The 25,481-nt window shown below is 31.9% G+C and carries 24 protein-coding genes; 13 read left to right on the top strand and 11 right to left on the bottom strand.

The features are described 5' to 3' along the window. Complete coding sequence (gene uvrA, locus AAID94_07370; protein ID XAK23647.1) at positions 1–2,823, bottom strand: excinuclease ABC subunit UvrA; 2,823 nt, start codon at positions 2,821–2,823, stop codon at positions 1–3. A gap of 87 nt (positions 2,824–2,910) precedes the next feature. After that, a complete protein-coding gene (locus AAID94_07365) occupies positions 2,911–3,696 on the bottom strand; it encodes a sulfite exporter TauE/SafE family protein (protein ID XAK23646.1) in 786 nt (261 codons plus the stop codon). A 374-nt stretch (positions 3,697–4,070) separates the two neighbouring features. Between AAID94_07365 and AAID94_07360 the strand changes: the two genes are divergently transcribed. From AAID94_07360 to AAID94_07325, 8 genes are all read left to right on the top strand, one after another. Further along, entirely contained in the window at positions 4,071–5,312 is a 1,242-nt protein-coding gene (locus AAID94_07360; protein XAK23645.1) for an anthranilate synthase component I family protein, read from the top strand. A 1-nt stretch (position 5,313) separates the two neighbouring features. After that, on the top strand, positions 5,314–6,906 hold the full coding sequence (gene trpD / locus AAID94_07355; protein ID XAK23644.1) for an anthranilate phosphoribosyltransferase: 1,593 nt from the start codon (positions 5,314–5,316) through the stop codon (positions 6,904–6,906). Next, positions 6,893–7,492 carry a phosphoribosylanthranilate isomerase gene (locus AAID94_07350; GenBank protein XAK23643.1) on the top strand — a complete coding sequence of 200 codons (600 nt, stop codon included), beginning with the start codon at positions 6,893–6,895 and terminating at the stop codon, positions 7,490–7,492. Before trpD ends, AAID94_07350 begins: the two co-directional genes overlap by 14 nt. Further along, positions 7,489–8,667, top strand: coding sequence for a tryptophan synthase subunit beta (gene trpB, locus AAID94_07345; protein XAK23642.1), 1,179 nt, complete (start codon positions 7,489–7,491; stop codon positions 8,665–8,667). Before AAID94_07350 ends, trpB begins: the two co-directional genes overlap by 4 nt. Further along, the gene (gene trpA / locus AAID94_07340; protein ID XAK23641.1) at positions 8,660–9,409 is read left to right on the top strand and encodes a tryptophan synthase subunit alpha; all 750 of its coding nucleotides are present in this window, start codon (positions 8,660–8,662) and stop codon (positions 9,407–9,409) included. Before trpB ends, trpA begins: the two co-directional genes overlap by 8 nt. A gap of 69 nt (positions 9,410–9,478) precedes the next feature. Further along, positions 9,479–9,901, top strand: a complete 423-nt coding sequence (locus AAID94_07335; GenBank protein XAK23640.1) for a hypothetical protein — start codon at positions 9,479–9,481, stop codon at positions 9,899–9,901. After that, positions 9,901–10,209: a flagellar motor switch protein FliN gene (fliN, locus tag AAID94_07330; GenBank protein XAK23639.1), complete on the top strand. Its 309-nt coding sequence runs from the start codon at positions 9,901–9,903 to the stop codon at positions 10,207–10,209. The genes AAID94_07335 and fliN overlap by 1 nt, the downstream gene beginning before the upstream one ends. Next, complete coding sequence (locus AAID94_07325; GenBank protein ID XAK23638.1) at positions 10,209–11,000, top strand: hypothetical protein; 792 nt, start codon at positions 10,209–10,211, stop codon at positions 10,998–11,000. The genes fliN and AAID94_07325 overlap by 1 nt, the downstream gene beginning before the upstream one ends. Here AAID94_07325 and AAID94_07320 read toward each other — a convergent pair. The 5 genes from AAID94_07320 to plsY all read right to left on the bottom strand — a co-directional run bounded on the left by AAID94_07320 (position 10,997) and on the right by plsY (position 14,479). Continuing rightward, the gene (locus AAID94_07320; protein XAK23637.1) at positions 10,997–12,457 is read right to left on the bottom strand and encodes a Ppx/GppA phosphatase family protein; all 1,461 of its coding nucleotides are present in this window, start codon (positions 12,455–12,457) and stop codon (positions 10,997–10,999) included. The two genes, AAID94_07325 and AAID94_07320, sit on opposite strands and share 4 nt — an antisense overlap. Further along, positions 12,457–12,702: a YfhL family 4Fe-4S dicluster ferredoxin gene (locus AAID94_07315; GenBank protein ID XAK23636.1), complete on the bottom strand. Its 246-nt coding sequence runs from the start codon at positions 12,700–12,702 to the stop codon at positions 12,457–12,459. The genes AAID94_07320 and AAID94_07315 overlap by 1 nt, the downstream gene beginning before the upstream one ends. 113 nt (positions 12,703–12,815) lie before the next feature. Beyond that, positions 12,816–13,487 (bottom strand): homeostatic response regulator transcription factor HsrA, encoded by a 672-nt coding sequence (hsrA, locus tag AAID94_07310; protein ID XAK23635.1) that lies wholly within the window; start codon positions 13,485–13,487, stop codon positions 12,816–12,818. Between the two features lie 78 nt (positions 13,488–13,565). Further along, on the bottom strand, positions 13,566–13,883 hold the full coding sequence (locus tag AAID94_07305; protein XAK23634.1) for a dihydroneopterin aldolase: 318 nt from the start codon (positions 13,881–13,883) through the stop codon (positions 13,566–13,568). Beyond that, positions 13,868–14,479: a glycerol-3-phosphate 1-O-acyltransferase PlsY gene (plsY, locus tag AAID94_07300; protein XAK23633.1), complete on the bottom strand. Its 612-nt coding sequence runs from the start codon at positions 14,477–14,479 to the stop codon at positions 13,868–13,870. The genes AAID94_07305 and plsY overlap by 16 nt, the downstream gene beginning before the upstream one ends. A 178-nt stretch (positions 14,480–14,657) precedes the next feature. On the opposite strand from plsY, the gene AAID94_07295 reads away from it, so the two are divergent. The 4 genes from AAID94_07295 (at position 14,658) to hemJ (ending at position 18,014) form a co-directional block, all read left to right on the top strand. After that, a complete protein-coding gene (locus AAID94_07295; GenBank protein XAK23632.1) occupies positions 14,658–15,683 on the top strand; it encodes a cytochrome-c peroxidase in 1,026 nt (341 codons plus the stop codon). A 94-nt stretch (positions 15,684–15,777) separates the two neighbouring features. Further along, entirely contained in the window at positions 15,778–17,115 is a 1,338-nt protein-coding gene (gene glmM, locus AAID94_07290; GenBank protein ID XAK24795.1) for a phosphoglucosamine mutase, read from the top strand. Next, positions 17,108–17,578, top strand: a complete 471-nt coding sequence (gene lspA / locus AAID94_07285; protein XAK23631.1) for a signal peptidase II — start codon at positions 17,108–17,110, stop codon at positions 17,576–17,578. The genes glmM and lspA overlap by 8 nt, the downstream gene beginning before the upstream one ends. Continuing rightward, positions 17,562–18,014: a protoporphyrinogen oxidase HemJ gene (hemJ, locus tag AAID94_07280; protein ID XAK23630.1), complete on the top strand. Its 453-nt coding sequence runs from the start codon at positions 17,562–17,564 to the stop codon at positions 18,012–18,014. Before lspA ends, hemJ begins: the two co-directional genes overlap by 17 nt. Before the next feature lie 31 nt (positions 18,015–18,045). Here the strand turns inward: hemJ and AAID94_07275 are convergent, their stop codons facing one another. Then, positions 18,046–19,356, bottom strand: coding sequence for a coproporphyrinogen III oxidase family protein (locus tag AAID94_07275; protein ID XAK23629.1), 1,311 nt, complete (start codon positions 19,354–19,356; stop codon positions 18,046–18,048). A gap of 123 nt (positions 19,357–19,479) precedes the next feature. Between AAID94_07275 and cmeU the strand changes: the two genes are divergently transcribed. Further along, positions 19,480–19,731, top strand: a complete 252-nt coding sequence (cmeU, locus tag AAID94_07270; GenBank protein ID XAK23628.1) for a CmeU family protein — start codon at positions 19,480–19,482, stop codon at positions 19,729–19,731. Positions 19,732–19,761: 30 nt separating this feature from the next. Here the strand turns inward: cmeU and cmeC are convergent, their stop codons facing one another. The 3 genes from cmeC to AAID94_07255 are packed head-to-tail and all read right to left on the bottom strand — an operon-like array spanning position 19,762 to position 25,458. Next, positions 19,762–21,240, bottom strand: coding sequence for a multidrug efflux transporter outer membrane subunit CmeC (gene cmeC, locus AAID94_07265; GenBank protein XAK23627.1), 1,479 nt, complete (start codon positions 21,238–21,240; stop codon positions 19,762–19,764). Further along, positions 21,233–24,355: a multidrug efflux RND transporter permease subunit CmeB gene (gene cmeB / locus AAID94_07260; protein ID XAK23626.1), complete on the bottom strand. Its 3,123-nt coding sequence runs from the start codon at positions 24,353–24,355 to the stop codon at positions 21,233–21,235. The genes cmeC and cmeB overlap by 8 nt, the downstream gene beginning before the upstream one ends. After that, positions 24,355–25,458: an efflux RND transporter periplasmic adaptor subunit gene (locus tag AAID94_07255; GenBank protein XAK23625.1), complete on the bottom strand. Its 1,104-nt coding sequence runs from the start codon at positions 25,456–25,458 to the stop codon at positions 24,355–24,357. The genes cmeB and AAID94_07255 overlap by 1 nt, the downstream gene beginning before the upstream one ends. Positions 25,459–25,481 lie beyond the last annotated feature (23 nt).

The raw sequence follows: 25,481 nt of genomic DNA, 5'->3' as shown, positions 1-25,481 counted from the left end.
TTAACTCTTTGCGCTTTTAAGCTCTAAATCCAAATAATATCCTGTATAAGATTTTGTTTTTTTATGATCTTTTGCGACTTTTTCCACGCTTCCTGTGCTAATGATTTTTCCACCCTTTACTCCACCTTCTGGGCCCATATCGATGATATAATCAGCATTTTTAATCACATCTAAATTATGCTCTATCACAAAAACGGAATTTTTAAGATCAACTAAGTGTTGTAAAACTAAAATGAGCTTATTTACATCTTCAAAATGTAGTCCCGTGGTCGGCTCATCAAGTATGTAAAGGGTTTTTCCTGTATCGCTGCGGCTGAGTTCTTTTGCAAGTTTTATTCTTTGCGCTTCACCCCCGCTTAAAGTCGTTGCATTTTGTCCTAAGGTAAGATAATCAAGTCCGACTTTTACCAAGGTATCAAGTTTTTGTTTGATTTTTGGCACAGCTGCAAAAAATTCACTCGCTTCTAAAACACTCATATTTAAAATTTCACTGATATTTTTGCCTTTATACTTAATCTCTAATGTGGCATCATTATAGCGTTTGCCATGGCAAGTATCGCAAACTACCATTACATCGGGCAAGAAATGCATTTCTATCTTGATTTCTCCATCGCCACTACATTTCTCACATCTTCCACCCTTAACATTAAAGGAAAAACGCCCCGCTTTATAACCTCGCATTTTAGCTTCTTTAGTAGCAGCAAAAAGATTGCGAATTTCATCCATGGCACCTGTATAAGTTGCAGGATTTGATCGCGGAGTTCGTCCTATGGGGCTTTGATCAAGATAAATAACCTTATCTAGTTTTTCAAGCCCTTCAATTTGCACCCCACCTATTTTTTTTACTTTTTTGGCGCGGTTTAATTCTTCTTGCGCAAAAGGCAGTAGGGTTTGAAGTATGAGAGAGCTTTTTCCAGATCCCGAAACACCTGTGATCGCAACTAAATTTTGCAAAGGAAAAGAAACGCTTAAATCTTTGATATTATTGATATTTACATTTTTAAGTTCTAACCATTCTTTTTGTTTTCTGTTTTGAAGCTGTGAAATTTGCTTTTTGCCGTTCATATAAAGTGCGGTTTCGCTTTTGCTTTTTAAAAGTTCTTTATAAGTTCCAGCAAATACCACTTCGCCTCCAAATTTTCCTGCTTTTGGGCCAATATCTACGATAAAATCAGCTTCTTCTATGGTCATTTTATCGTGCTCTACAACGATTAGAGTATTGCCTTTTTGTTGTAAATTTCTTAAGGTTTTGATGAGTTTTGCTGTATCTCTTTCATGAAGTCCGATACTGGGTTCATCTAAAACATACATCACCCCACTTAAACCACTACCAATTTGCGAAGCGATACGAATTCTTTGTGCTTCACCTCCGCTAATCGTCCTTGCATCACGCCCTAAAGATAAATAGCCTAGTCCCACATCATATAAAAAGAAAAGTCTTTCGTTGATTTCTTTTAATATAGGTTCAGAGATAAGTCTTTCTTGCTCGCTTAGATAGGAGAAATTTTTCTTATTGGCAAAAAAGCTAGTGCTATCTTCTATACTCATATCTAAAATTTCACCCAGTCCTTTAGAAGCTACTTTTACAGCCAAGCTCTCAGGTCTTAAGCGATGCCCTGCGCAATCTTTACAAATTTTTTCACTCATGTACTCTGCTAAGTCTTTTTCATCTTTTAGCATTTCATAAGCCATTTTTACTACGCCTTCAAAGGTGCGTTTTAGGCGATTTCTTTTCCAAAAAAAGTCAATGGTTTTTGCATTCCCATATAGCACAAGGCGTTTTTGTTCTTCACTAAGTTCAGCAAAAGGTAGTTTAAGAGGAATTTCATTTTGCTCGCAAAAAGCAATTAAAAATTTATAATAATAGCTTTTATTAAATCCATACATTATTTTCACCGCGCCATTTTCAAGGCTTAGGCTTTCATCGATGATTTTTTTCATATCTAAGGTATAGCGAATTCCAAGTCCGTCGCAGGCTGCACAAGCTCCTTTTGGAGAGTTAAAAGAAAAACTTAAGGGCTCAAGAGGAACGAAGGAAATTTTACAAGCAAAGCAAGCAGAGTGTTCGCTAAAATGATAATGCTTATTAAGTCCTACTTCATCAGGGTTTAAGACTTCTATCTCGATTTCTCCAAAGCTTTCTTCTAAACCTTTTTCTATATCGCTTGCAAGGCGAGAAAGTAGATCTTCTTGTATTTCAAGCCTATCAATAACGAGTTTTATCGTATGTTTTTTGGTTTTTGAAAGTTCTATATCTTCATCAAGTCTCACCAAAACTCCATCAATTTGAGCTCTTACATAGCCTTTATTACGCAAATTTTCAAGTAAGTCCGCATAAGTTCCTTTTTTTTCACGCACTAAAGGGGCGTAGATGATGATTTTAGCGCCTTTTGGGAATTTTAAAATTTCTCCTACTATATCGCTTGCACTCATAGATGAGATTTTTTGTCCGCATTGATGGCAATGCTGAATGCCCACTCTTGCATATAAAAGTCTTAAATAATCATAAATTTCAGTGATAGTTCCTACTGTAGAACGCGGATTTTTGGAAGTGGTTTTTTGATCAATCGCGATAGCGGGAGTTAGGCCTTCGATTTTATCTACATCGGGTTTGCCCACCTTGTCTAAAAATTGTCTTGCATAAGCACTCAAACTTTCTATATAACGGCGTTGTCCTTCGGCATAGAGTGTGCCAAAAGCAAGGGTTGATTTTCCACTACCGCTTAATCCTGTAAAAACAATGAGTTTATTTTTTGGAATTTCAAGATGAATATTTTTGAGATTATTTTCCTTTGCACCAATGATTTTTATCGTATCATTCATAAGTTTTTCCTAAGCATTAAATAAATTTGGTATTTTAGCATAATAATATAAAAATTATGTTTTTAAATCTTTTAGCATTTTAATGGATTAAAATGCTAAAATTCCAAGTTTTCTAAGTAGAGAATGGGTGGTTGCAAGTATAGATAAAGCATATACGCAAAGTAAAATTTTTCTATGGGCTGAAATATGCATTTTTTCTATGATTTTTATGCCTATGAAAACGCCTATCATAGAGGCAAAACCTACCAAAACACCTTTATGGATAACTTCAGCGTCAATCACACCTGAATTTGAAAAAGAGATAATGCCAGAGATTGAAGCAAAAATAACAAAAAATAAAGAAAGCGAAACCACTTTTTTGCTATCATAGCCCAAAAAATAAGCCAAAATTGGCGCGATTAAAAGTCCCCCACCTATACCCAAAGAAATGGCAAAAATTCCTGTAAAAGCTCCAGCTATAAACAAAATTCCATTTTTAACCCATATACTTTTATGGCTTTTAACAACACTTTCTTTAATACCAAAAGCATATTTGATAAAAAATATACAACTTACTCCTAAAAATATAGCAGTAAGAGCTACATCGCTTAAGGCTTGTAATAAAATTCCACTAAAGCTTGCCCCTAAAAGACCGCCTAGTCCTATAACAATACCATCTTTTAGATTTAAATTCTTTTTTTTATAATTAATATAAGAACCAAAAATAGCCGCAAAAATCATTTGCAATACAGAAATTCCAATAGCATGATGAGCACTTGCTCCTAATGCAAACATTGAAGGCACGATAATCATCCCTCCACCTATGCCAAAAAGTCCTGAAGTAATACCTGAAAATATACCTATAAAAATATAGGGTAAATCTGCAAAATTCATACTTTTTCCTAAATTTATATCATTTCTTGATTAAATAAGGAGTAATTTTATCTTATCAAGCTTATCTTAGTTTTAAAATGTTTTATAAAGCTTGTTTTGACAAAATATTTTTCACAGAGTTACATGGATTTATTTTTTTGAAGATTAAATAAACATTAAAGGATAATTTTATGTTTTTTTCTCTAAAATTAATAAAAGTCATCATAGTTTAAAAAATGAGGCTTAATTTTTGAAAGGTAGAAGATGAATAAAAACGATTTTTTAAATAATTCTTTAATTTTAATATCAACACACACTCTTCGTTCTTGGCGCTTCTAAGCTTCTTTTTTTAACTCTTCATATTTTTTATTTTATTTTTTTACAAAGGTTGTATTATGCTTGAAATGAAAGCAAATTTATATTATAGGCAAATTTTAAAAAAATACCCTTCTTCTTACTTTGCTGAAGATTCTACTAGGGTTATTATAGGTATTGATTGTGATTTTTATGACGCTAAGAATATCACTCTTAGCGAATTAAAGGCGAAATTTTATGAAAATGCTTCAAAGGAGCAAATTTGTAAATATTCTGGATTTTTTGGTGTTTTTAGTGCAAATTTTATCTCTTTGTTTGAGAATTTACCCTCAAATGAAAATAAAAATTATGATTTTCCAAATTTTTTATTTGCTAATGCCAAAGCTTATTTGGTTTATGAAAAAACTAGCAAAATGTTTTTTAAATACGGAGAAAGTAAGTATTTTGATTTCTTAAAAGAAGATTTTATTTTCGATAAAAAAGCTTGCGAATATAAAATCTTGCAAGATTTTCAAGAAGAAAAAAGAGATTTTATCCGTAGTGTGGAAAAAGCTAAAGAATATCTTTTAAGCGGAGATATTTTTCAAGTGGTTTTAAGCAAGCAGCTTTGTATAGAGCATAATTTTGATAGCTTTGAATTTTATGAAACTTTAAGCGAGTTAAATCCTAGCGCTTATATGTTTTATTTTCCGACTCAATATGGGGTTGTGCTAGGTTCTTCTCCGGAGTTTTTACTGAAAATAAAAAATAAAGAAATTTTTTTAGCTCCTATAGCAGGTACTCGAAATTTGGATGAAAATTCAGATATTTTAAAATTAGAAAAAGATCTTTTAAGTGATGAAAAAGAGTTGAGTGAGCATAAAATGCTTGTTGATTTAGCTAGAAACGATGCGTCCAAATTTGGCAAAAATACGCGAGTTGAAAATCTTTTTAGTATAACAAGAAATAAATTTGTGATGCATATAGTCAGCGAAGTTTATGCGACGATGGATAAGCAAGCTAATATTTTTGACATTATAGGAGCGGTTTTTCCAGCAGGAACTTTAAGCGGTGCTCCAAAGATTAGGGCTTTAGAGATTATCAATGAGCTTGAAAATTTAGACAGAGGAGTTTATGGAGGTGCTGTTGGATTTTTAAATTTTAACGAGGATGTGGTTTTAGCTATCGTTATAAGGTCAGCTTTCTTTAAAGAAAATAAAGCTTTTATAGCAAGCGGGGCAGGCATAGTTTTGCAAAGTGATCCACAAAAAGAATATGAAGAAATTTGCGCCAAGCGTAAAGCTTTATTAGTAAGTTTTGAAAAAATGGCTAAAGGGAGTTAAAATGATACTTTTGATTGATAATTATGATTCTTTTGTTTTCAATATCAAGTCCATGCTTGAAAATGTATATGAGGGTGAAATTTTAGTTGTTCGAAATGATAAAATCACTCTTGATGAAATCAAAGCTTTAAATCCAAACTACATCATTTTAAGTCCTGGCCCAAAACATCCAAAAGATAGTGGAGTATGTCTTGAAATTTTTAAATCACAACTCAACATCCCTACGCTTGGAATTTGCTTAGGACATCAAGCTTTGGGTTTTAGTTTTAAGGCTGAAATTGCTAAATTGCAAAATCCTATGCACGCAAAAAATTCCCTAATTAAAATTTATAATAAAAATACCATTTTTAAAGATTTTGAAGATGAAGTAAGTGTGATGCGTTATCACTCTTTAGAGGTTAAAAATTTGCCTGATGATTTTGAAATTTTGGCTTTGAGTGATGATAATGTTATCATGGCTATGAAACATAAAACTTTACCTTATTTTGGCGTACAGTTTCATCCTGAAAGTTATTTTAGCGAATACGGAATCAAAATTTTTGCTAATTTTTTAAATCAAGAAAAAGCAGTTCAGGATAAAAAACATACTCTTGGATTTTATTTGCAAAAAATGAGTGAAAATCATTATTTGGAAAGTGAAGACTTTTCAGAAATTTGCAAGATTATTATGAGTAGGGATTATGAGCCTTTACAAGCGGCTGCTTTACTTGTTTTAATCAGTGAAAAATCCCTTAATCAAAAATCTTTAAGCAGTCTTGTGCGTGAAATTTTACGTTATTCTAAAACCTTTAGCGATGAAAGTGATATGATAGATATATGTGGTACTGGAGGAGATAATTTTAAAAGTATTAATGTATCAACAGCAAGTGCTTTTATTTTAGCAGCTTTAGGAGTAAAGGTAGCAAAACATGGGAATAGAGCGATTTCCAGTTCAAGCGGAAGCACTGATGTTTTAGATGCTTTAGATGTAAAAATTCCTGATAATTTAGAATGTGCTTTAAATGATTTGCAAAATAAAAATTTAGCCTTTTTTCATGCTCCGTATTTTCATCCTTTAGTAGGTGAGCTAAGGGAGCTTAGAGCAAAGCTTGGCATAAGAACTGTATTTAATGTTTTAGGGCCCTTACTTCATCCTAATTTAAAGCTTAAATATCAAATGATGGGAAATTATCACGCACCTGTACATAAACTTTTGGCTGAAGTTTTAAGATCACTAGGACGAAAAAGAGCTTTGGTGGTGCGTGGCAATGATGGTATGGATGAGATTAGCATTTGCGATGAAACAAAGATTTTTGAAGTAAGAGAGGGTGAAATTTATGAATACGGCGTTACACCCGAACAATTTGGCTTTAAACGAGCTTTCCATAGTGAGATTATGGGAGGCAATGCTTATGAAAATGCTAAAGATTTAAAAGATATCTTAGGTGGAAAAATGCAAGGGGCTAAATTTGATATTGTGGTTTTAAATTCTATGTTTGCACTTTATACAGCCAACAAAGTTTCAACACCTTTAAAAGCAAAAGATATTATTTTAGAGGCTATATATTCTGGTAAGGTGATGGAGTATTTTAGGAGCCTAAATGACAAAGCTTAAAATTTGTGGCATTAAGGATGAAAACAATGCCAAGGAAATTGCTGAATTAAATGTCGATTTCATGGGGCTTATTTTTGCAAAAAGTCCTAGACAGGTTAGTTTAGAGCAAGCGATGAGTTTAAGCGATATCATCCATGCGGGATTTAAAAAGAGTGTGGGGGTTTTTGTCGATGAAAATTTGGAATTTATTTTAAAAGCAATCAAGCAAGTAAAGCTTGATGGAGTGCAAATTCATAGAAAAATGAGTAAATTTGAGTTTAAAACTTTAAAAGAAAGTGGAGTTTTTGTTTGGCAGGTTTTAAGTGTAGGGGATCGTTTGGAATTGGAAGAAAATATTTATGCGGATTTAATTTTATTTGATACTAAGGGAAAATTTCATGGAGGCAATGGGGAAAGTTTTAACTGGGATCTTTTGAAAGACTTTAAAAAAGATTTTGCCTTAGCAGGAGGCATAGGAACTCATAATATCAATGAAGCTTTAAGTTTAAAACCAAAAATCATAGACTTAAATTCAAAGATAGAAAAGGAAAATCATTTAAAAGATGTGGAAAAAATCAAATATATTTTAAAGGAGATGAAAAAATGAAAAAGGCGTATTATGGTGAATTTGGTGGGCAGTTTTTGCCTGAGAGTGCGATGTTTGCTTTAAATGAGCTTGAAAATGCTTTTTTGAAATTTGCACAAGATAAAACCTTTAAAAAAGAGCTTAAAGAACTTTTAACTACTTATGTAGGACGCCCCACTCCGCTTTATTTTGCTCGAAATTTAAGTAAAAAATATGGACATGAAATTTATCTTAAGCGCGAAGATTTAAATCATACAGGAGCGCATAAAATCAACAATGCTATAGCTCAAGCACTTTTAGCAAAAAAAATGGGTAAGAAAAAAATCATTGCTGAAACAGGAGCGGGACAGCATGGATTAGCTACTGCTACTGCTGCGGCACTTTTAGGACTTGAGTGTGAAATTTACATGGGAGCGACTGATGTGCAACGACAAGCTTTAAATGTTTATAAAATGGAGCTTTTAGGAGCTAAGGTTAATGCTATACAAAGTGGACTTAAAACCTTAAAAGAAGCTACAACTGCTGCTATTCAAGCTTGGGTGGGGGATATTAAAAATCTTTTTTATGTGGTTGGAAGTGCCGTAGGACCTTATCCTTATCCTAAGATGGTTACACATTTTCAAAGCGTTATAGGAAAAGAATGCAAAAGTCAACTTAAAAAACTAGGTAAAAAAGTAGATTATATCATCGCTGCAGTAGGGGGCGGAAGTAATGCGGGTGGAATTTTTTATGAATTTATCAAAGATGAGGGTGTAAATCTTATTGGAATTGAAGCAGGAGGATTGGGTGTTGATACTCCTTATCATGCAGCAACTTTAACCAAGGGAAAAACAGGTATTATTCATGGCATGAAAACGAAGGTTTTGCAAGATGAATTAGGAAATATCTTGCCTGTGCATAGTGTTTCTGCGGGACTTGATTATCCAGGAATTGGTCCTTTGCATGCTTTTTTATCTCAAAGCGGTAGGGCAAAATATTACGCAATTACTGATGAAGAATGTATGATAGCTTTAAAATTGCTTTGTAAAGAAGAAGGGATTATCCCTGCTATTGAAAGTTCTCATGCTTTGGCATTTTTGGAAAAACTTTGTCCTAAATTAAACAAAAAGAGCGTGATAGTGGTTAATTTATCAGGTAGAGGCGATAAAGATATGCAAACGATTAGAGAATATAAAAAAGGAATGATTTATGGTTGATTTTACAAAATTTTACAAGGATAAGGCAAATGTAGCTTATATGGTTTTAGGCTATCCAAATTTAAAAATTAGTGAAGAGTTTTTAAAGCGTTTGGATGAAAGTTCGATCGATGTTTTAGAATTAGGAATCGCATACAGTGATCCTATTGCCGATGGTGAGATCATTGCTAATGCTGCAAAAATTGCCCTAGAGCAAGGTGCAGACATTCATAAAATATTTGAGCTTTTAGCCAAAATAAAAACAAAAAAAGCTCTTGTTTTCATGGTGTATTATAATTTAATTTTTTCTTACGGCTTAGAAAATTTTGTTAAAAAAGCTAAGGCTTTGGGAATTTCTGCTTTGATAGTTCCTGAGTTAAGTTATGAAGAAAGTAAGCCTTTGTATAAAGAATGTCAAAAGTATGACATAGCCTTGATTACTCTTGTAAGCATTACAACTCCTAAAGAACGCGTTGAAGAACTTGTAAAAAATGCTAAGGGTTTTATTTATTTACTTGCTAGTGTAGGTATAACAGGGGGGCAAAGTGTGGATAATAAACTCTTGCAAGAAAAAATACAAGAGATTCGATCATTTACAAAATTACCTATTTATATAGGTTTTGGAGTAAAAAATAATGCGGATGTAAGAAATATGCGCAAACTAGCCGATGGGGTGATAGTAGGAACAAATATAGTAAAACTTTTTGCAAGTAATGATGTGAATCAAATTTTAAAAGGGGTGGAAGAAATTTTTGAAAAATAATTTTTTAAAACATATTTTTATTTTATATTTACTATAATTTTTAATTAAGTTTTTTATAAAGGTGATATTATGTTAAAAGTTCTTGAATATTCAATAACGCATTTTTTTGAACATATCTTAAGACTTCGTATCGAAAAGGCTGAAGATATAGTAGGTGAACTTTATGGAGCCAGTATTCCTATAATGGAAAAAAGTGGTAGAGAATATCATTTTTATTTATTTTTTCCAAAAGAATTTTTACAAACAATTGCCAATATTCTAGTTCGTGATGAAAAATTTAAAGAAGATGATTGGTGTGACTTAAGTAAAGAATGCGCTAATCAAATCATAGGCTATGCAAAAAATTTACTCAATGATGCCAAGGGAGATGATGAGTATAAGCTTGGTATACCAGAGTATTTGGGCAGAGTTGATTTTTCATCTATTATCTTAGATGAATCTTTAACTTATGGCTTTGAAAATCATTATTTTAGAATAGGATATTGTAAATAATGGGCAGTGACATTGATTTTGGAGATCGTCACGGACTTTTACAGTCTTATGAAGATATTTTAGATATCACTGTAGATTTTGTTAGTGAGCTTGGTACTACAAATATGAGTGTAGCTGAACTTTTAAAGCTTGAAGTAGGTTCGGTTATCGATCTTGAAAAACCTGCTGGAGAAAGTGTTGAATTATATATTAATAAGCGTATTTTCGGCAAAGGCGAAGTTATGGTTTATGAGAAAAATTTAGCAATTAGAATTAATGAAATTCTAGATTCTAAAACCGTACTTCAATATTTTAAAAAAGAAATTTAATGAAAGTTTTATTATTAAGTATACTCGCGCTGCCGCTTTTTGCTGTAGAATTGATCAGTTATAATATTTATGATAGAAATGATAGAGTGGATTTAATGTTATCTTTTGATAGTGCTTATGGGGGCAAAATTTCTCAAAAAAAAGAAAAAAATCTCACTCTTTTAACTTTCAGTGATTTGAAATACAGCAAAGAAGAGCTAAAAAGTTTAAATTCAGGGCTCGTTGATAAGATTAGTATCAGTTCTAAAGATAACAATACATACATCATGCTACAAAATAAACAGCCAGTCTCTTTAGAATTAAGCTCCATTAATGATAAATTTGGAGTTAGGATAAGAGCAGTTCAGCAAGGCAAAGAAAGTATAAATCCTGAACAAAATAATTTAAGCACAAATGAAGAGCTGATTTTGAATTCTAAAAAAACAAGTTTAGAAGGCTATGATTATACAAATTACATTTTAGTAATGTCGGTTTTATTTATTTTGCTTATAGTGCTTTGGTGGCTTAAGAGAACCTTAGCGTTTAAAAATGCAGGTATTTCTAGAGATTTTCATGTAGTATTTCAAAGATTTCTAGATAAAAATAATCAATTGATAGTTTTTGAATATGCAAGCAAGCGTTATACTATGATAGTGGGTAATTCTAATATTGTATTAGAAGAAACTGAAATTTCAGATTATGAGCCAAAGACTACAGAAAAATCTGAAAAAAATTTCGATTCTTTTTTTGAAGAGAATAAAAAGCGTATCCAAAATCTTATAGAGCAGCGTCAAAAAAATAAGAAATCTTAAGGCTTTTGATTGATAGCTAGGGCTATCGTAGCTGGTTTGGTAATTTTTTTGAGCTCATCTTTGGGTAGATCAAGAATTTTTGATTCGCTATAAATATAAAGCGTATTATTGGCAAAGGCAATTTCAATTTTATTTTCATTTGTGCTTAATATTTTGGCTAAACTAAGAATAAAATTCAGCCAAGAAATGATATGAGTGTTTGGTAAAAGCTGCTTATAGGGTTCAAGATTATAAGGATTGACTTTCTTGCCATTGAGTCTAATAAGAGTTGCAATCAACACTTTTTCTTGATGTGAAAAGCCATAATTTAACCCATTTAAAATAAAATATGCTGAGTGTTCGTTAGCAAAATAAAAATTTAAATATTCACCCAAATGACAAAGTTTTGCGGCATTTAATAGACTTTGTTTGTATTTTTCATGGATTTTATGAAGAGTTTGCAAGACTTTAAAAATTTGCATAGAAAAATAAGGTGTTTTATTGTTTATATTTCCTTGAAGAAATCTATCTTGTAGAGATTTTAAACTAGGGTTAAAATTTATAGGAAAAGTATGTTTAGGACGTAATAAATCTTGTAAATATATACCCTCGCGAATACCTACCCCACTAGTAATAATTTGCTTGGTTTTGAGTTTTTCTGCTATTTTTAGAAAGATAAAAATACCTTCTTTAATAGTATCAAAACGATCTTTTTTGATACCAAAATTAATCAACGCATCTGCTTTGCAATTAAAAATTTTTAAAATATGCTCTTTTTCATCTTCAAGCATATATCTAAAATCATGTATATTTTTTAAGGGATAAGAGTTTTTTTGCATAATAGAATTTGAGATTGCTCTTAAGCTTCCACCTATTGCAATGAGATTTTGATTGCAAAATTCAGAAGGAATTTGTTCTAAAATCGGATTGATAAAATCATCCAAAGCATCTGTTTTGCCTTTATCGTAAAACAATTCTTTTAATCTTACCGTTCCTATGTCTAATGAAATACAAGAGATGATTTTATTATTTTTAATAAGGCAAAGTTCGCTTGATCCCCCACCTATATCAAGCGTCGTGCCATCTCTAAAAGGACTCAATAAATTCAAGGTTGCAAGACCACCAAGATAACTTTCGTTTTTCCCATCAATACATCGAATATTTAAGTTTAGCTTATCTTTAATTCTTTTAATAAAATCTTTAGAATTTGGAGCATCTCTTAAGGCCGAAGTACCTATAATGAATATTTTTTTACATTTATGCTTTAGGGCGCATTGTTTAAAAAAAGCCAAAGCATTTTCAGCTCTTTGCATAGAGTCTTCTTGAAGAATTTTTCCATTATTATAAGCATTTTCCCCAAGTCTGACTTTGCGTTTGTATTCACAGGTAGTGTAAAAACTATACCTCGAAGTTTTTTCAAAAACCACCATTCTAATGGAATTTGATCCTAAGTCTACAACAGCGGTTTTTTTTGCCATTAAAATTCTCTATTGCGATTTTTTAATTTTAACTCTTCTATGCTTTCAACATTATCAGGATCAGGTATGATACATTCGTAAGGACATGCTACTATACAAGCAGGTTCTGAAAAATCATTAACACATTCTGAACAAAGATCAGCATCAATCACATAGATAGGACTATGTTCATAAATAGCCTCATCTGGACACTCTTCCCTACAAGCATCACAACATACGCAATCTTTAGTAATCAAAAGAGCCATTGTCACCTTTCAAAATTTTAAAAATAATTTTTAGTTTATACAATAACAAAACTTAAATAAAATATAAAAAATAAATATAAAGATAAAATTTTGCACCAAAGGGTGCAAAATGGTTAGGATTTTTTAGGAAAACAGAAGCGATATCCTCTACGTCGAACAGTTTCTATGGTAGAGATGTTTAAAGGTTTGTCCATTTTTTGGCGTATTTGATTGATTGCTACTTCGATTACATTAGGTGTAACGAGTTCAGGTTCTTCCCAAATAGCATCTAAAAGTTGTTCTTTAGACACAATTTGATCCGAATGTCTTGCTAAATGAGTTAAAACTTCAAAAGGCTTTCCTTTAAGCTCTATATCTTGTCCCTTATAAGTTATTTTCTCTTCATCAGGGTCAATAACTAAATCTTCTATTTTGATTACATTGGTGCCGCCAAGTCTAAGTCTTGCTTCTATTCTAGCCAATAAAATATCAAAATCTAAAGGTTTTTTTACAAAGTCATCCGCTCCAGCTTTTAATGCTTTAATTTCTGTATCTTTGTCTGTTTTTGCAGACATAATCATCACAGAAGTTCTTGGAGACTTATGCTTAATTGTATTTACAAGCTCTGCGCCATCACCATCAGGTAAATTCCAGCTTGCTAATACCAAATCATAGTGTCTTATCCCAATAAAATATTCACCATCTTTGAAATTTTCTGAAGAGTCAGTTTGATAACCAAATTCATTAAGATTATCTATAATAGTTTTATTAAGGCTAATTTCATCCTCTATAACTAAAATCCTCATCATTATATCCTTCGTTAAGAAATTTTTAAAAAATTATAACATAGTTTAAGTAAATGTTTAGATATCTTTAAACAAAATTTAATAAAATTTTTTTAATTTTACTCCAACTCTTGTATTTTTGATTATTTCAGGTTTATAAGTTGAAATTTTGATATAGTAAATTTGTGGAAATTTTTTATGTAATTTTGCACAAACAAATTCTAAAGATTCTTCTAGGGTAAGAAATTGTTCTTTTTTATAGTATTTTTTGATTTTTTTTGACACTTTAGCATAATCTAAAAAATCGTTCGCCTTAGCCTTAAGATGAACGCAAACTTTTTGTTTTTTCTTGCGTTCAAATTTTAATATTCCTATAATGCATTTAAACTGCATTTTGATATTTATATAACTTTGCATTCTTCTTTGAAAACCAATCTTTTGATATTTGGCAAATGTTTATAAATAATTATAAAAGCTATAATAAATACAGGCGCATGCGTCTTGATGGTTTGCATATCATAATTAAAGATAAAAGAACTTCCTATAAAAACTAATAAAGCCAATAAAGATGCTAAAGATGAAATTTTAAAAATTTTACCCACGATAAACCAAACTATAAATGCTGTTAAAAGTTCTAAAGGCAAAAGCACTATCATAGCGCCTGCTCCAGTTGCAACCCCTTTACCACCTTCAAATAAAAGATAGATTGAAAAGCAATGTCCAAATACCGTTAAAACCGCAACAGTCCAAAGTAGATTTAAATCATAATTTAAAAATTTAAGTATAAGCAAGGGTATAGTTGCTTTTGCAAAGTCTAAAACAATAGTGGCAATAGCAAGTTTTTTAGCTAAAACTGGATCTTTTTCCTTAACAACTCTTAACACATTTGTTGCGCCTATGCTTTTTGAGCCTTGATTTTGTATATTAATCTTAGCAAATTGTTTGGCCAAAATTAAACCAAAAGGAATAGAGCCTAAAAGATAAGCAATTGCATAAATGATTAAATTTTCCATTATTAACCTTAAGAAATAATTGAAGTATTATATGCAAAAAAAATAAATAAATCAAAAAAATAGGATATATTTTGTATTAATTAATTATTAATATTATTTAATAATTTTTATAAATATTTAAGTAATAAAGCTATATTATTTAGTTTAAGTTTATATCTAAAAGTAAAGGAGTTTGTAAATGAAAGTCAAATCGTTATTGATTGCATCATTAGTTGCTTTTTCAAGTTTAAATGCCCAAAGTCTTATAGAAGAGGCTAAAAATTCAGGTTTAGTTGCTTTACCAAAAGATCAAAAAGGTGTGGATGAGATCTTGAAAGCAAATGGAGTAAAGGCTACTGAATTTACTCTTGATAAAGTTGAGCTAGGTAAAAAGCTTTATTTTGAGCCTCGCCTTTCAAAAAGCGGTATTATTTCATGTAATACCTGTCATAATCTAGGACTTGGTGGAGCCGATGGTATTAGTGCAGCAGTAGGACATAAATGGACTGCAAACCCTCATCATTTAAATTCCCCAACTGTATATAATGCCGTTTTAAACACGACTCAATTTTGGGATGGACGTGCAGGAACTTTAGCTGATCAAGCCAAGGGACCTATCGAATCTGAAGCTGAAATGGCAACTCCGGCAAAATTAGCTGTAGAAAAAATCGCTTCTTTGCCTGAATATGTTGCAGAATTTAAGAAAATTTATGGCAAAAGCGGTGTGAATTTTGACAATATTGCCGATGCAATAGCAAATTTTGAAAGAACTTTAATTACTCCATCTCGCTTTGATAATTTCTTAAATGGAGATGAAAAAGCTTTAACTAAAGAGGAGCAAAAAGGTTTAAAACTTTTCATAGATAAAGGTTGTGTAGCTTGTCATAATGGTGTAAATTTGGGTGGAAATATGCAAGCATTTGAGGTTGCAGGTAAATATAAATTTGCAAATTTGGGTGATTTTAAAGGGGATGAAAATGGTATGGTTAAAACCCCAACTTTAAGAAATGTAGTTGAGACAGCTCCATATTTCCATAATGGTGCGATATGGAAATTAACCGATGCGATTAAAGAAATGGGTAGTGTGCAACTTGGTATTCAAATTTCTGATAAAGAGGCAAAAAGCATAGAAACCTTCTTGAAATCTTTAACTGGAACTAAACCAGTGGTGGTTTATCCTCAACTTCCTGTTTCTACGGAAAAAACTCCAAAGCCTGAACTATAAGGCCATCAAACCCTAAATCTTTTTAGGGTTTGTTTAAATTTCTTTATCCTAGCTCTGCTATAATTTCTAGAATTTCATTGAGAAAGGTTTAATGATGAAACTTTTTGGAACAGATGGCGTTCGTGGAAAAGCGGGCGAATTTTTAGATAGTTTTTTAGCTATGCGTCTTGCCATGGCCGCTGGAATTTATTTTAAAGATAAGAGTGTTACAAATAATATTTTAGTAGGTAAAGATACAAGAAGAAGTGGTTATATGATAGAAAATGCTATTGTTTCGGGTCTTACCTCCATAGGATATAATGTAATACAAATAGGTCCTATGCCAACGCCTGCGATTGCGTTTTTAACTGAAGATATGCGTTGTGATGCGGGTATTATGATTTCAGCTTCGCATAATCCTTATTATGATAATGGGATTAAGTTTTTTGATGCACACGGAAATAAGCTTAGTGAAGATATAGAAAAAAAGATTGAAGAAATTTATTATGATGATAAGCTTATTCAAAGCTCTAAAGTTGATATGGAGAAAATCGGTCAAGCCAAAAGAATTGATGATGTTATAGGAAGATATATTGTTTCTATTAAGAATTCTTTCCCTAAGGATTTAACTCTAAAATCATTGCGTGTAGTCTTAGATGTAGCTCATGGAGCAGCCTATAAGGTGGCTCCGACTGTTTTTAAAGAACTTGGAGCCGAAGTTATAGTAATGAGTGATAAACCTAATGGGCTTAATATCAATGAAAATTGCGGTGCCTTGCATCCTTCAAATTTAGCTGCTGAAGTAAAGCGCTTGCGTGCGGATGTCGGTTTTGCTTTTGATGGAGATGCGGATCGTTTGGTTGTGGTAGATGAGAAGGGTGAGGTAGCAAATGGAGATAGCTTGCTCGGAGTTTTAGCCCTTTTCTTAAAAGAACAAGGCAAATTAAAATCTAGTGTAGTAGCTACTATTATGAGTAATGGAGCTTTGAAAGAATTTTTAAATCAGCACGGTATAGAGCTTGATACTTGTAATGTAGGCGATAAATATGTGCTTGAGAAGCTAAAAGCCAAGGGTGGAAATTTCGGTGGAGAGCAAAGCGGGCATATTATTTTTAGTGATTATGCAAAAACAGGAGATGGTCTTATAGCAGCTTTGCAATTTAGTGCTTTGATGCTTTGTAAGAAAAAATCTGCGAGTACTATTTTAGGGCAAATCAAACCTTATCCACAACTTTTAACCAATCTTAAAATTTCAGAAAAAAAAGATTTAGATAAGATTAAGGGTTTGAAAGAGTTAAAACAGGATTTGGAAAATAAAAATATTAATGTGTTATTTCGCTATTCTGGAACAGAAAATTTGATCAGACTTTTACTAGAAGCTAAAGATGCTAAAATTTTAGAAAAAGAAATGAAAAATGTAGTTGAATTTTTCAAGAAAGCATTGAATGGTTAAAAAATATAAAACTATCTTGATATTTATTTTAGTTTTTATCGTAGTTTTTGCTTTTGATCAGTGGGTAAAGTCTTTGACTTTATCAGGTTTGCGTTGGCAAAGTGAGTATTTGGATTTAACCTATGCTCTAAACACAGGAGTTGCTTTTTCTATGTTTAGTTTTTTAGAGCATTATTTAAAATACTTACATTTAGCTTTGATATTAGCGCTTTTTATATACCTTTTGTGGCAAAAACAATTCTTAAGAGAGCATTTGGTAGCTTTTGGCATGATGCTAGGAGCGGGGTGTTCGAATTTGCTTGACCGTTTTATACACGGAGGAGTGGTGGATATGTTTTTTTGGCACAAATGGTTTCATTTTGCTATCTTTAATGTAGCAGATGTGATGATAAATATAAGCGTTGCTTTAATTTTATTAAAAGAAATTTTCATAAAAAAGGAAAAAAATGACAGAATGGATTAATGAGTATTATTTTTGGATTAAATGGGTGCATTATTTAGCATTTGTTTCATGGATGGCAGGACTTTTTTATTTGCCTCGTTTGTTTGTATATCACGCAGAAAATAAAGACAATAAAGGTTTTGTTGATGTTGTAAAGATTCAAGAAAGAAGACTTTATTTTGGTATACAAAATCCCGCGATGATAGCAACCGTTATTAGCGGGAGTTTGATGCTTCATGCCCATAAAGAAGTTTTGATGGTAGGTTCTGGATTTATGCATGCAAAACTTACCTGTGCTACACTTTTGATTATTTTTCATATACATAATTATTTTTGTTTAAAAGCTTTGGCAAATGATACTTCTACAAAAAGTGGAAGATATTTTAGAATTTATAATGAATTTCCTACTTTAATGTTTATTATCATTGCCTTAATGATGGTAATTCGTCCATTTTAATTTTCATTATCTATTTAATTTCAAAAAGAAATTAAATAGAGCTTATATTTTCCTTCATTATATTGATAAAATCTTTATTTTTTAAGCGTTTGCTGTCTCTAAATACTGCGCGTACAAGATCCATCCCTGTGTAAAAATCCTTCATTAAAACTACAAAGAGATACTGTCCAAATTCACTTGTAATCAAAGTACCATTTTCTTTTTTGATAGCATTGCTTATTTTAAGTCCTAAAAGTTCTTTAAAGAGTTCTTTTTCAAGATCGCAATTAAGGGTTTGATTGAATTTATCAATTTGTATTTTTCCTGCAAACATTTCAGTTAAAAATATGTATTTGATAATTTCTTTTTGTGTAAAACTCGCTTTTGCTATATTGGCATTTTGTTTTTCTTGTATCATTTTTGCATAATCATTTAAATCAAAAGCATTGATAAGCAACTCCCCGTCTAAAAAGCTAAAAGCTCCACTTCCAACTCCTAAATATTCATGATGAGAGCTTACATATTCATCGTTGAGTTGATTTTTTTCTAAAGAAAAACTCCAGCCATTATTTTGCTGATAATCCTTGAAAAAATCTCGTATCATTTGATAGTATTTAAATTCATTGTCTTTAATCTCAACGCCAAGACTTTTGGCTATATTGTCTTTGGTTAGATTGGATTTCATTAAAGGATAGGTTGTGATTTGTTGAGGGGCTAAATTTTTGGCGATTTCTAAATCATTTAAAAGTTGTTCTTCTGTTTGCGATGGGAAATTAAAAATTAAATCAAGACTAAAAATCGGTAAAATTCCTAAAGCTTTTGAAATTTTTTCTTGCAATTGTTTAGAAGATCCAAATTTATTGTATCTTGCTATTTTTTTTAAAATTTCATCATCAAAACTTTGAATTCCACAGCTTAAGCGATCAATTATACCTTTAAACATAGAGAGTTTTTCAGGGATTATATGATTAGGATCACTTTCGCAAGAAATTTCTTTGATATTAAAAAGTTTTTTACAAAGTTCTAGAGTTTTTAATAGTTCATTTTCGTTGATTAATGTTGTTCCGCCTCCTACATACATTGAGTTAAAATCAAAACCTTTATCTTTTATAAGTACAAGCTCTTTTCTTAAATTTTCAAAATAAATTTTAGCTAATTCCTCATCATAATAGTATTTATGAAAACTACAATAAGGGCAAAAAGTATGACAAAAAGGTATATGAGCATAAAGCATATAGCTTTTATCTTGCTTTGCTTGTTTTTCTTGAGGATTTTTTAAAAGTTCGACATTGAAACTTTTATGCAAAGATTTTTCCATCATGGCATGAGAATATTTTAAAGCCAAATTTTGAAACAAATTCATTAACTCACCTTAAAGGGTAAAATATAATATAACTTTATCAATTTTTTACTAAATCAAGTGTAAATTTCTTTATTTTTAGCAAAAAAATGCTATAACTTTCAAAATAATTAGAAAGGATGGTTTATGGATAAAACAAAAGTAGTGGAAAATTTAAATGCATTGTTTAAACAAAGGGCGGAATTTTATTCTTATTTTGATAAGAATATTTCAAAAGTTGGCAATACTGAAGTGTTTGATTTTAGTAATGCTAAGGATTTAAATGCGGAGGAGGTTTATAAGCAATTTTATCATTTAGATTATGCGATGAGAAAATTGCTGCCTGCTATTTATAAAGCGTATGAGGTTAGTGATTCTGATTTAAATAGAGATTTTTAGCAAGAACAATTTAATTTAGAGAGTAAATTCTTACTCTCTAAAAGACATATCTAAATTTTTTGATTCTTCTTCTATATTTTTACCAATATCTTCATTTTTTTCAAAACCACCACCAAAAGCTTTGATAACATTGACTATAGAATTGGCATAAGAATATTTGGTGTTATTAAAAGCAACTGTAGCATTTAGCCAATCTTGGCGTGCTTGTAGATAATCTTGCAAAGACATTTCACCCACATCATAACGCTCTTTACTTATTTCATAAATTCTTTTATAAGATAATTCACTTGCTTGCGCGTTGTTATACTGCAAGCGAATAGTCTTTCTAGCAATTAAAGCATAGCGAATTTCTCCAAAGGCTGCGACTAGGGTGTTTTGATAATTTACAAAAGCTTCATCTTTATTGAGTTTTGCTAAATTCACATTTTGATAAATTTCTCCCCAGTGGAAAATTGGCATTGTGAAATTCCCACCTATATTCCAAGTTCTAGAGCCCGCTTCTACAAGTGTATTTAAATCCCCACTTTCAAATCCTAATAAGCCCGTCAAAGAAAGATTAGGCAAGAAAGCTGTGCGAGCTACTCCTACTAGATAATTTTGTTGAGTAAGTTTTTCCAAAGAAGAACCAATATCAGGACGTTGCAAGAGTATAGTACTTGAAATTCCACTTGGTATATCAAAATCTTTGAGCTTGAAAACCTGATAAGCTTGATCTTGATAAAGAATATCGTTTAAATCATTTGAAGTTAGAATTTTTAAAGCTTTAAGATAGTTTTCTTTATTTAATTTTGCTTCATTGTATTGTAAAGCAGTACTTTCTAAATTTGCTCTTGATTGTGCGATTTCGTATTCTCCTACTGCTCCTACTTGAAATTTTTCATAATTAATTTGATAAATTTCTTGTGCTGAGTCATAAGCATCTTTTAAAGCTTTTTCATTTTCGTTTGCATTTACAAAATTAAAATAAGTCTGAACTACGCTTGAAACTATAGAAAGTCTTGCAGCTTCATAATCGTACTGACTAGCTTTAAAGCCTGATTTTGAAGCGCGGTAAGTATCGCGATATTTTCCCCAAAGATCAATTTCGTAGCTTAAATCCAGTCCCATTTTAAAATCATTGCCATAACTGACTTCCCCAGTGCGGTTGCTTGGAGCGTTTATGGCTGTTTTTGCACGATTTGCGCTAGCGCTACCATCTAATTTTGGCAACAAATCACTAAAATCTATGCCTAATTGAGCAGCAGCTTGTTCCATATGAATAAAAGCAAGCTTTAAATCATTATTGTTCTTAAGGGCTAAATCAACAACTTGATTTAATTTCTCATCATCAAATTCTTTCCACCATTCCTTAGAAAGAGTATAATTGTTTTCTTTTTCCCAAGATAGAGCACCTAGCTTATTATCAAGACTATAATTTGCTTCGGGAATATTTAAATTTGGACTTAAAGAACAAGCTGAAATAAAAAGGCTTAAGCTTGCTATAACACTTATTGAAATTATTTTATTCATGAACTTTACCCCTTTTCTTATCTAGCCATTCGTTGAAATTTTCTAAAAGATAGAAAAATAAAGGTACAAAGAATATAGCTAAAGTAGAAGCAGCTATCATTCCACCAATAAGCCCTGTCCCTAAAGAATGTCTTGAAGCACTTCCTGCTCCAGTTGCAAAAATCATTGGTAAAACCCCAAAAGTAAAAGCTAAAGAGGTCATAACTATCGGCCTAAAGCGAAGTTTTGCAGCTGCGATAGTTGCATCAAATATTTTCTTACCTTTCTTAAAGCGTTCTTCCATAGCAAATTCAACGATCAAAATAGCATTCTTAGCTGAAAGTCCAATTAAAAGCAAGAGTCCGGTTTGAAAATATATATCATTAGTAAATCCTCTTAAGTATACAAGTAAAAACGAACCAAAAACGGCAAAAGGTACAGCTGTAACAACAGCTAAAGGTATAAGCCATCTTTCATATTGTGCTGCTAAGATTAAGAATACAAACACCATACCCAAAGCAAAGGCATAGCTCCCTGTTCCCTTGCTTGAAACTTCTTGATAGGCTGAACCACTCCAAGCTATAGAGTAATCATCACTTAAAGTTTCTTGTGCTACTTGGGAAATCGCTTCTATGGCTTGTCCTGAAGTGTATCCTGGAGCAGGTTGTCCTTGTATTTGTGCTGCTGGGAAAATATTAAAACGTTTTACATCATCTGGCCCTGAACTTCTTTGTAGAGTTAAGAAAGAGTCAAGTGGTATCATTTTTCCATCATTTGAGCGCACAAAAATATTTTTCAATGCATTTTGGGTATTTATAAAATCTCCTTTTGCGCGAATATTGACTTGAAAATTTTTACCAAGCATAGTAAAATCATTAACATAATATGTTCCGATGGTTGCATTCATTGTACTGAAAACATCTTGCATATTTAAATTAAAATGCTTTAGTTTATCTCTATCAATGATGAGTTTATATTGAGGAAAGCTCGTATCAAGAGTAGTTCGAACCCCATATAATTCCTCTCTTTGATTGGCTGCTGCTACAAGTTTATTTACATCTTCTTGAATTTGATCGTAACTTTTTCCGCTTTTATTTTGCACATACATTTCAAAACCACCCGTGATACTTAGCCCAGGTATAGGAGGTAATCCTCTAAATACACTTGCAGCATTGCGATCAGGAGCAAATTTTTTATTAAGCTCCATGATGATTTCATCAGCGCTTACATTTCTATCTTTCCAATCTTCAAGCCCTATAAACATTGCAGCGGCATTTTCTTTAAGTGAGCTTGTAAATAAATCAAAACCTATCATAGCCATAGCATCTTTTACGCCATTGGTTTTTAGAATTTCTTGACTCATAGAGTCAACTTCCGAGATCGTTCTGTGTAGAGCTGAAGCCGAAGGAAGGTTGATAATACCTATCATTAAACCTTGATCTTCTTCAGGAACCAAAGAGCCAGGAACTTGTTTATAAAGATAAAAAATTGCTCCGAGCATGATACAGAAAATCAAAACAAAACGAATGGTTCTTTTAAGCATATAAGCAACGCCTGCACTAAATATAGAAGTGCTCCAGTCAAAGAAATCATTAAATTTTTGAACAATATAAAAAGGCTTGCTTTCATTGCGTCTTAAAAAGAGTGCACATAAAGAAGGTGTTAAAGTAAGGGCTACAAAACCTGATATGGTCACAGATATAGCTAAGGTGAGTGCAAATTGTTTTTGAATTTCTCCCACAAAGCCTGAAATAAAAGATACAGGTATAAAAACAGCACAAAGTACAAGGACAATCGAAATTACAGGTGAGCTTACTTCTTGCATTGCTTGAATGGCTGCATCTTTAACGCTGATATTTTCATCTTCGTGTAAAATTCTATCTATATTTTCAACCACAATAATAGCATCATCTACGACTATACCTATGGCTAGTATCAGGGCAAATAATGTTAAAAGATTTATACTAAATCCTAATAAATAAAGTCCCGCAAAAGTTCCTAGTAATGAAACAGGAACGGCTATCATAGGAATGAGTGTTGAGCGGAAATTTTTTAAGAACATATACATAACAATAATAACCAAAATCAACGCTTCAACAAAGGTTTTTATAACTTCTTTAATAGACTCGATAACAAATTTAGTTGTATCGTATGGAATTTTATATTCTAAACCTTCGGGAAAGCTTTTTGATAGTTCTTGCATTTTAGCTTCTACAAGCTTTGCTGTATTGAGTGCATTTGCTCCTGATTGAAGATTGATCATAATTGGAACCGCATCATTTCCGTTTAATCGCCCTTGAGATTTATATTGTTGAGAGCCTATCTCAATATCTGCTACATCTTTTAATCTTAAAAAAGAACCATCTTCGTTTGTTCTTAGGATAATATTTTCAAATTCACTAGGGCTTTGCAATCTTCCTTGCATGGTGATAGAATAAACATAAGGTGATTTTTGAGTCAAGGGCTCTTCGCCGATTTTACCTGTGGCATATTGAGCATTTTGATCATTGACGGCTGCGATAACATCAGTAGCTGTTGCACCAAATTTATTTAATAAATCAGGTTTGAGCCAAATTCTTAAAGAATAATTACGATTTCCTATAGCGTTAGCATCTCCAACGCCTGGAACCCTTTTTAATTCATCTAAAATATTTAAAGTAATGTAATTATATACATCCACTGCACTCATTGAACCATTGCTTGAATACATAGAGATAGCAGCAAGTGTTGTAGAAGAGGTTTTTCTAACTGTAACGCCCAGTTTTTTTACTTCATCGGGCATTTTTGCAGTTGCGGCTGAAATTCTATTGTTAACATCTATGGTTGCTTGATCAGGATCTGTACCGATATTAAAATACACGGTTAAATTCATGGTTCCTGAGGAACTTGAAGTCGAATCCATATATATCATATTATCAGCACCATTAATTGCATCTTCGATAGGGTTTGCAACTGTTGTGGCAATGGTTTGAGCATCCGCACCCGTGTAGGTTGCGCTTACTTTAACTGTAGGAGGAGTTAAGGATGGGTATTGTTCTATGGGCAAATTTACAAGTCCAATAGCTCCAGCCAAAGAGATGATAATAGCTACAACAGAAGCAAAAATAGGTCTTTCGATAAAAAATTTAGAAAACATTATTGTGCTCCAACTTCTTTAACTTCGCTACCTAGTCTAATTTTTTTAAAGTTATCCAAAATGATTTTATCTCCATTTTGTAGCCCTTTATCGATAACAGCATATTCATTATCTTGATAGCTTATATGCACAGGAGCTTTAGCAACCTTACCTTCTTTTAAAAGAAAAACATAAACCTCGTTTTGATCTTGCTTGATTGCAATTTGAGGAATTTTAAATCCATTTTTTTGGATAAAACCATTTGAAGTAATTGTTGCAAAGGCACCTGGCAAAAGAGTAGAGTCATTATTGTCAAAAATTGCTTTAGCTTTTACTGTTCCACTATCTGCATCAATGACTGAATCTATAAAATAAAGTTTGCCTTTAACTACTTCTCCATTAAGATTTAAATCTGCATAGATATTGCTTAAATCCCATTTTCCATCTTGAGTATTGCGAACGATATTGAGTTTATCTGTATCTGAAATGTAAAAATCCGCATAGATTGGATTGAGGTTTGTAATTCTTACGAGTTCGGTTGAAGAGGAATTAACATAATCTCCTATATTGATTAAAGCATCTCCTACAATACCATCAAAAGGAGCTTTAATTTCAGTATAAGCTAAATCAATGCGTGCATTTTCTAAGTCTGCTCTAGCGCTAGTGAGATTTGCTTTTGTATTATTAAAATTTGCTAAGGCACTATCGTATTCTTTTTGAGAGATTGCACCTTTGTTGTAAAGAGTTTTTGAGCGGTTATAATCTTTACTAGCATTATCAAAATTTGCTCTAGCCATTAAAGCCTTTCCATAGGCTGAATTTACACTTGCTTTAAATTTATCTTGTTCAATAATAAAAAGAGTTTGTCCTTTTTTAATTAAATCACCTGCTTTGAAAAGTTTTTCTACAATAACACCGCTTACTTGAGGTTTGATGATGACATCATAATCACTAACAAGTTTTGCAGGATAAGTAAAGCTAAGCGGTAAATTTTCGGCTTTGACACTCATAGTGCTAACAGATTGAGGAGGTATTTGTTTTTGAGGTGCTTCTTCCTTACTACAAGCGGAAAATAAAAATAAAGCGCTTAGAAGTAAAAGGGTATTTTTTTGAAACGAATTCATGATTTTTGCCTTAAAATTTTTAA

Source organism: Campylobacter coli (assembly GCA_039516895.1).
GTDB lineage: Bacteria > Campylobacterota > Campylobacteria > Campylobacterales > Campylobacteraceae > Campylobacter_D > Campylobacter_D coli_B.
This window is presented reverse-complemented; position numbering and strand designations above follow the sequence as displayed.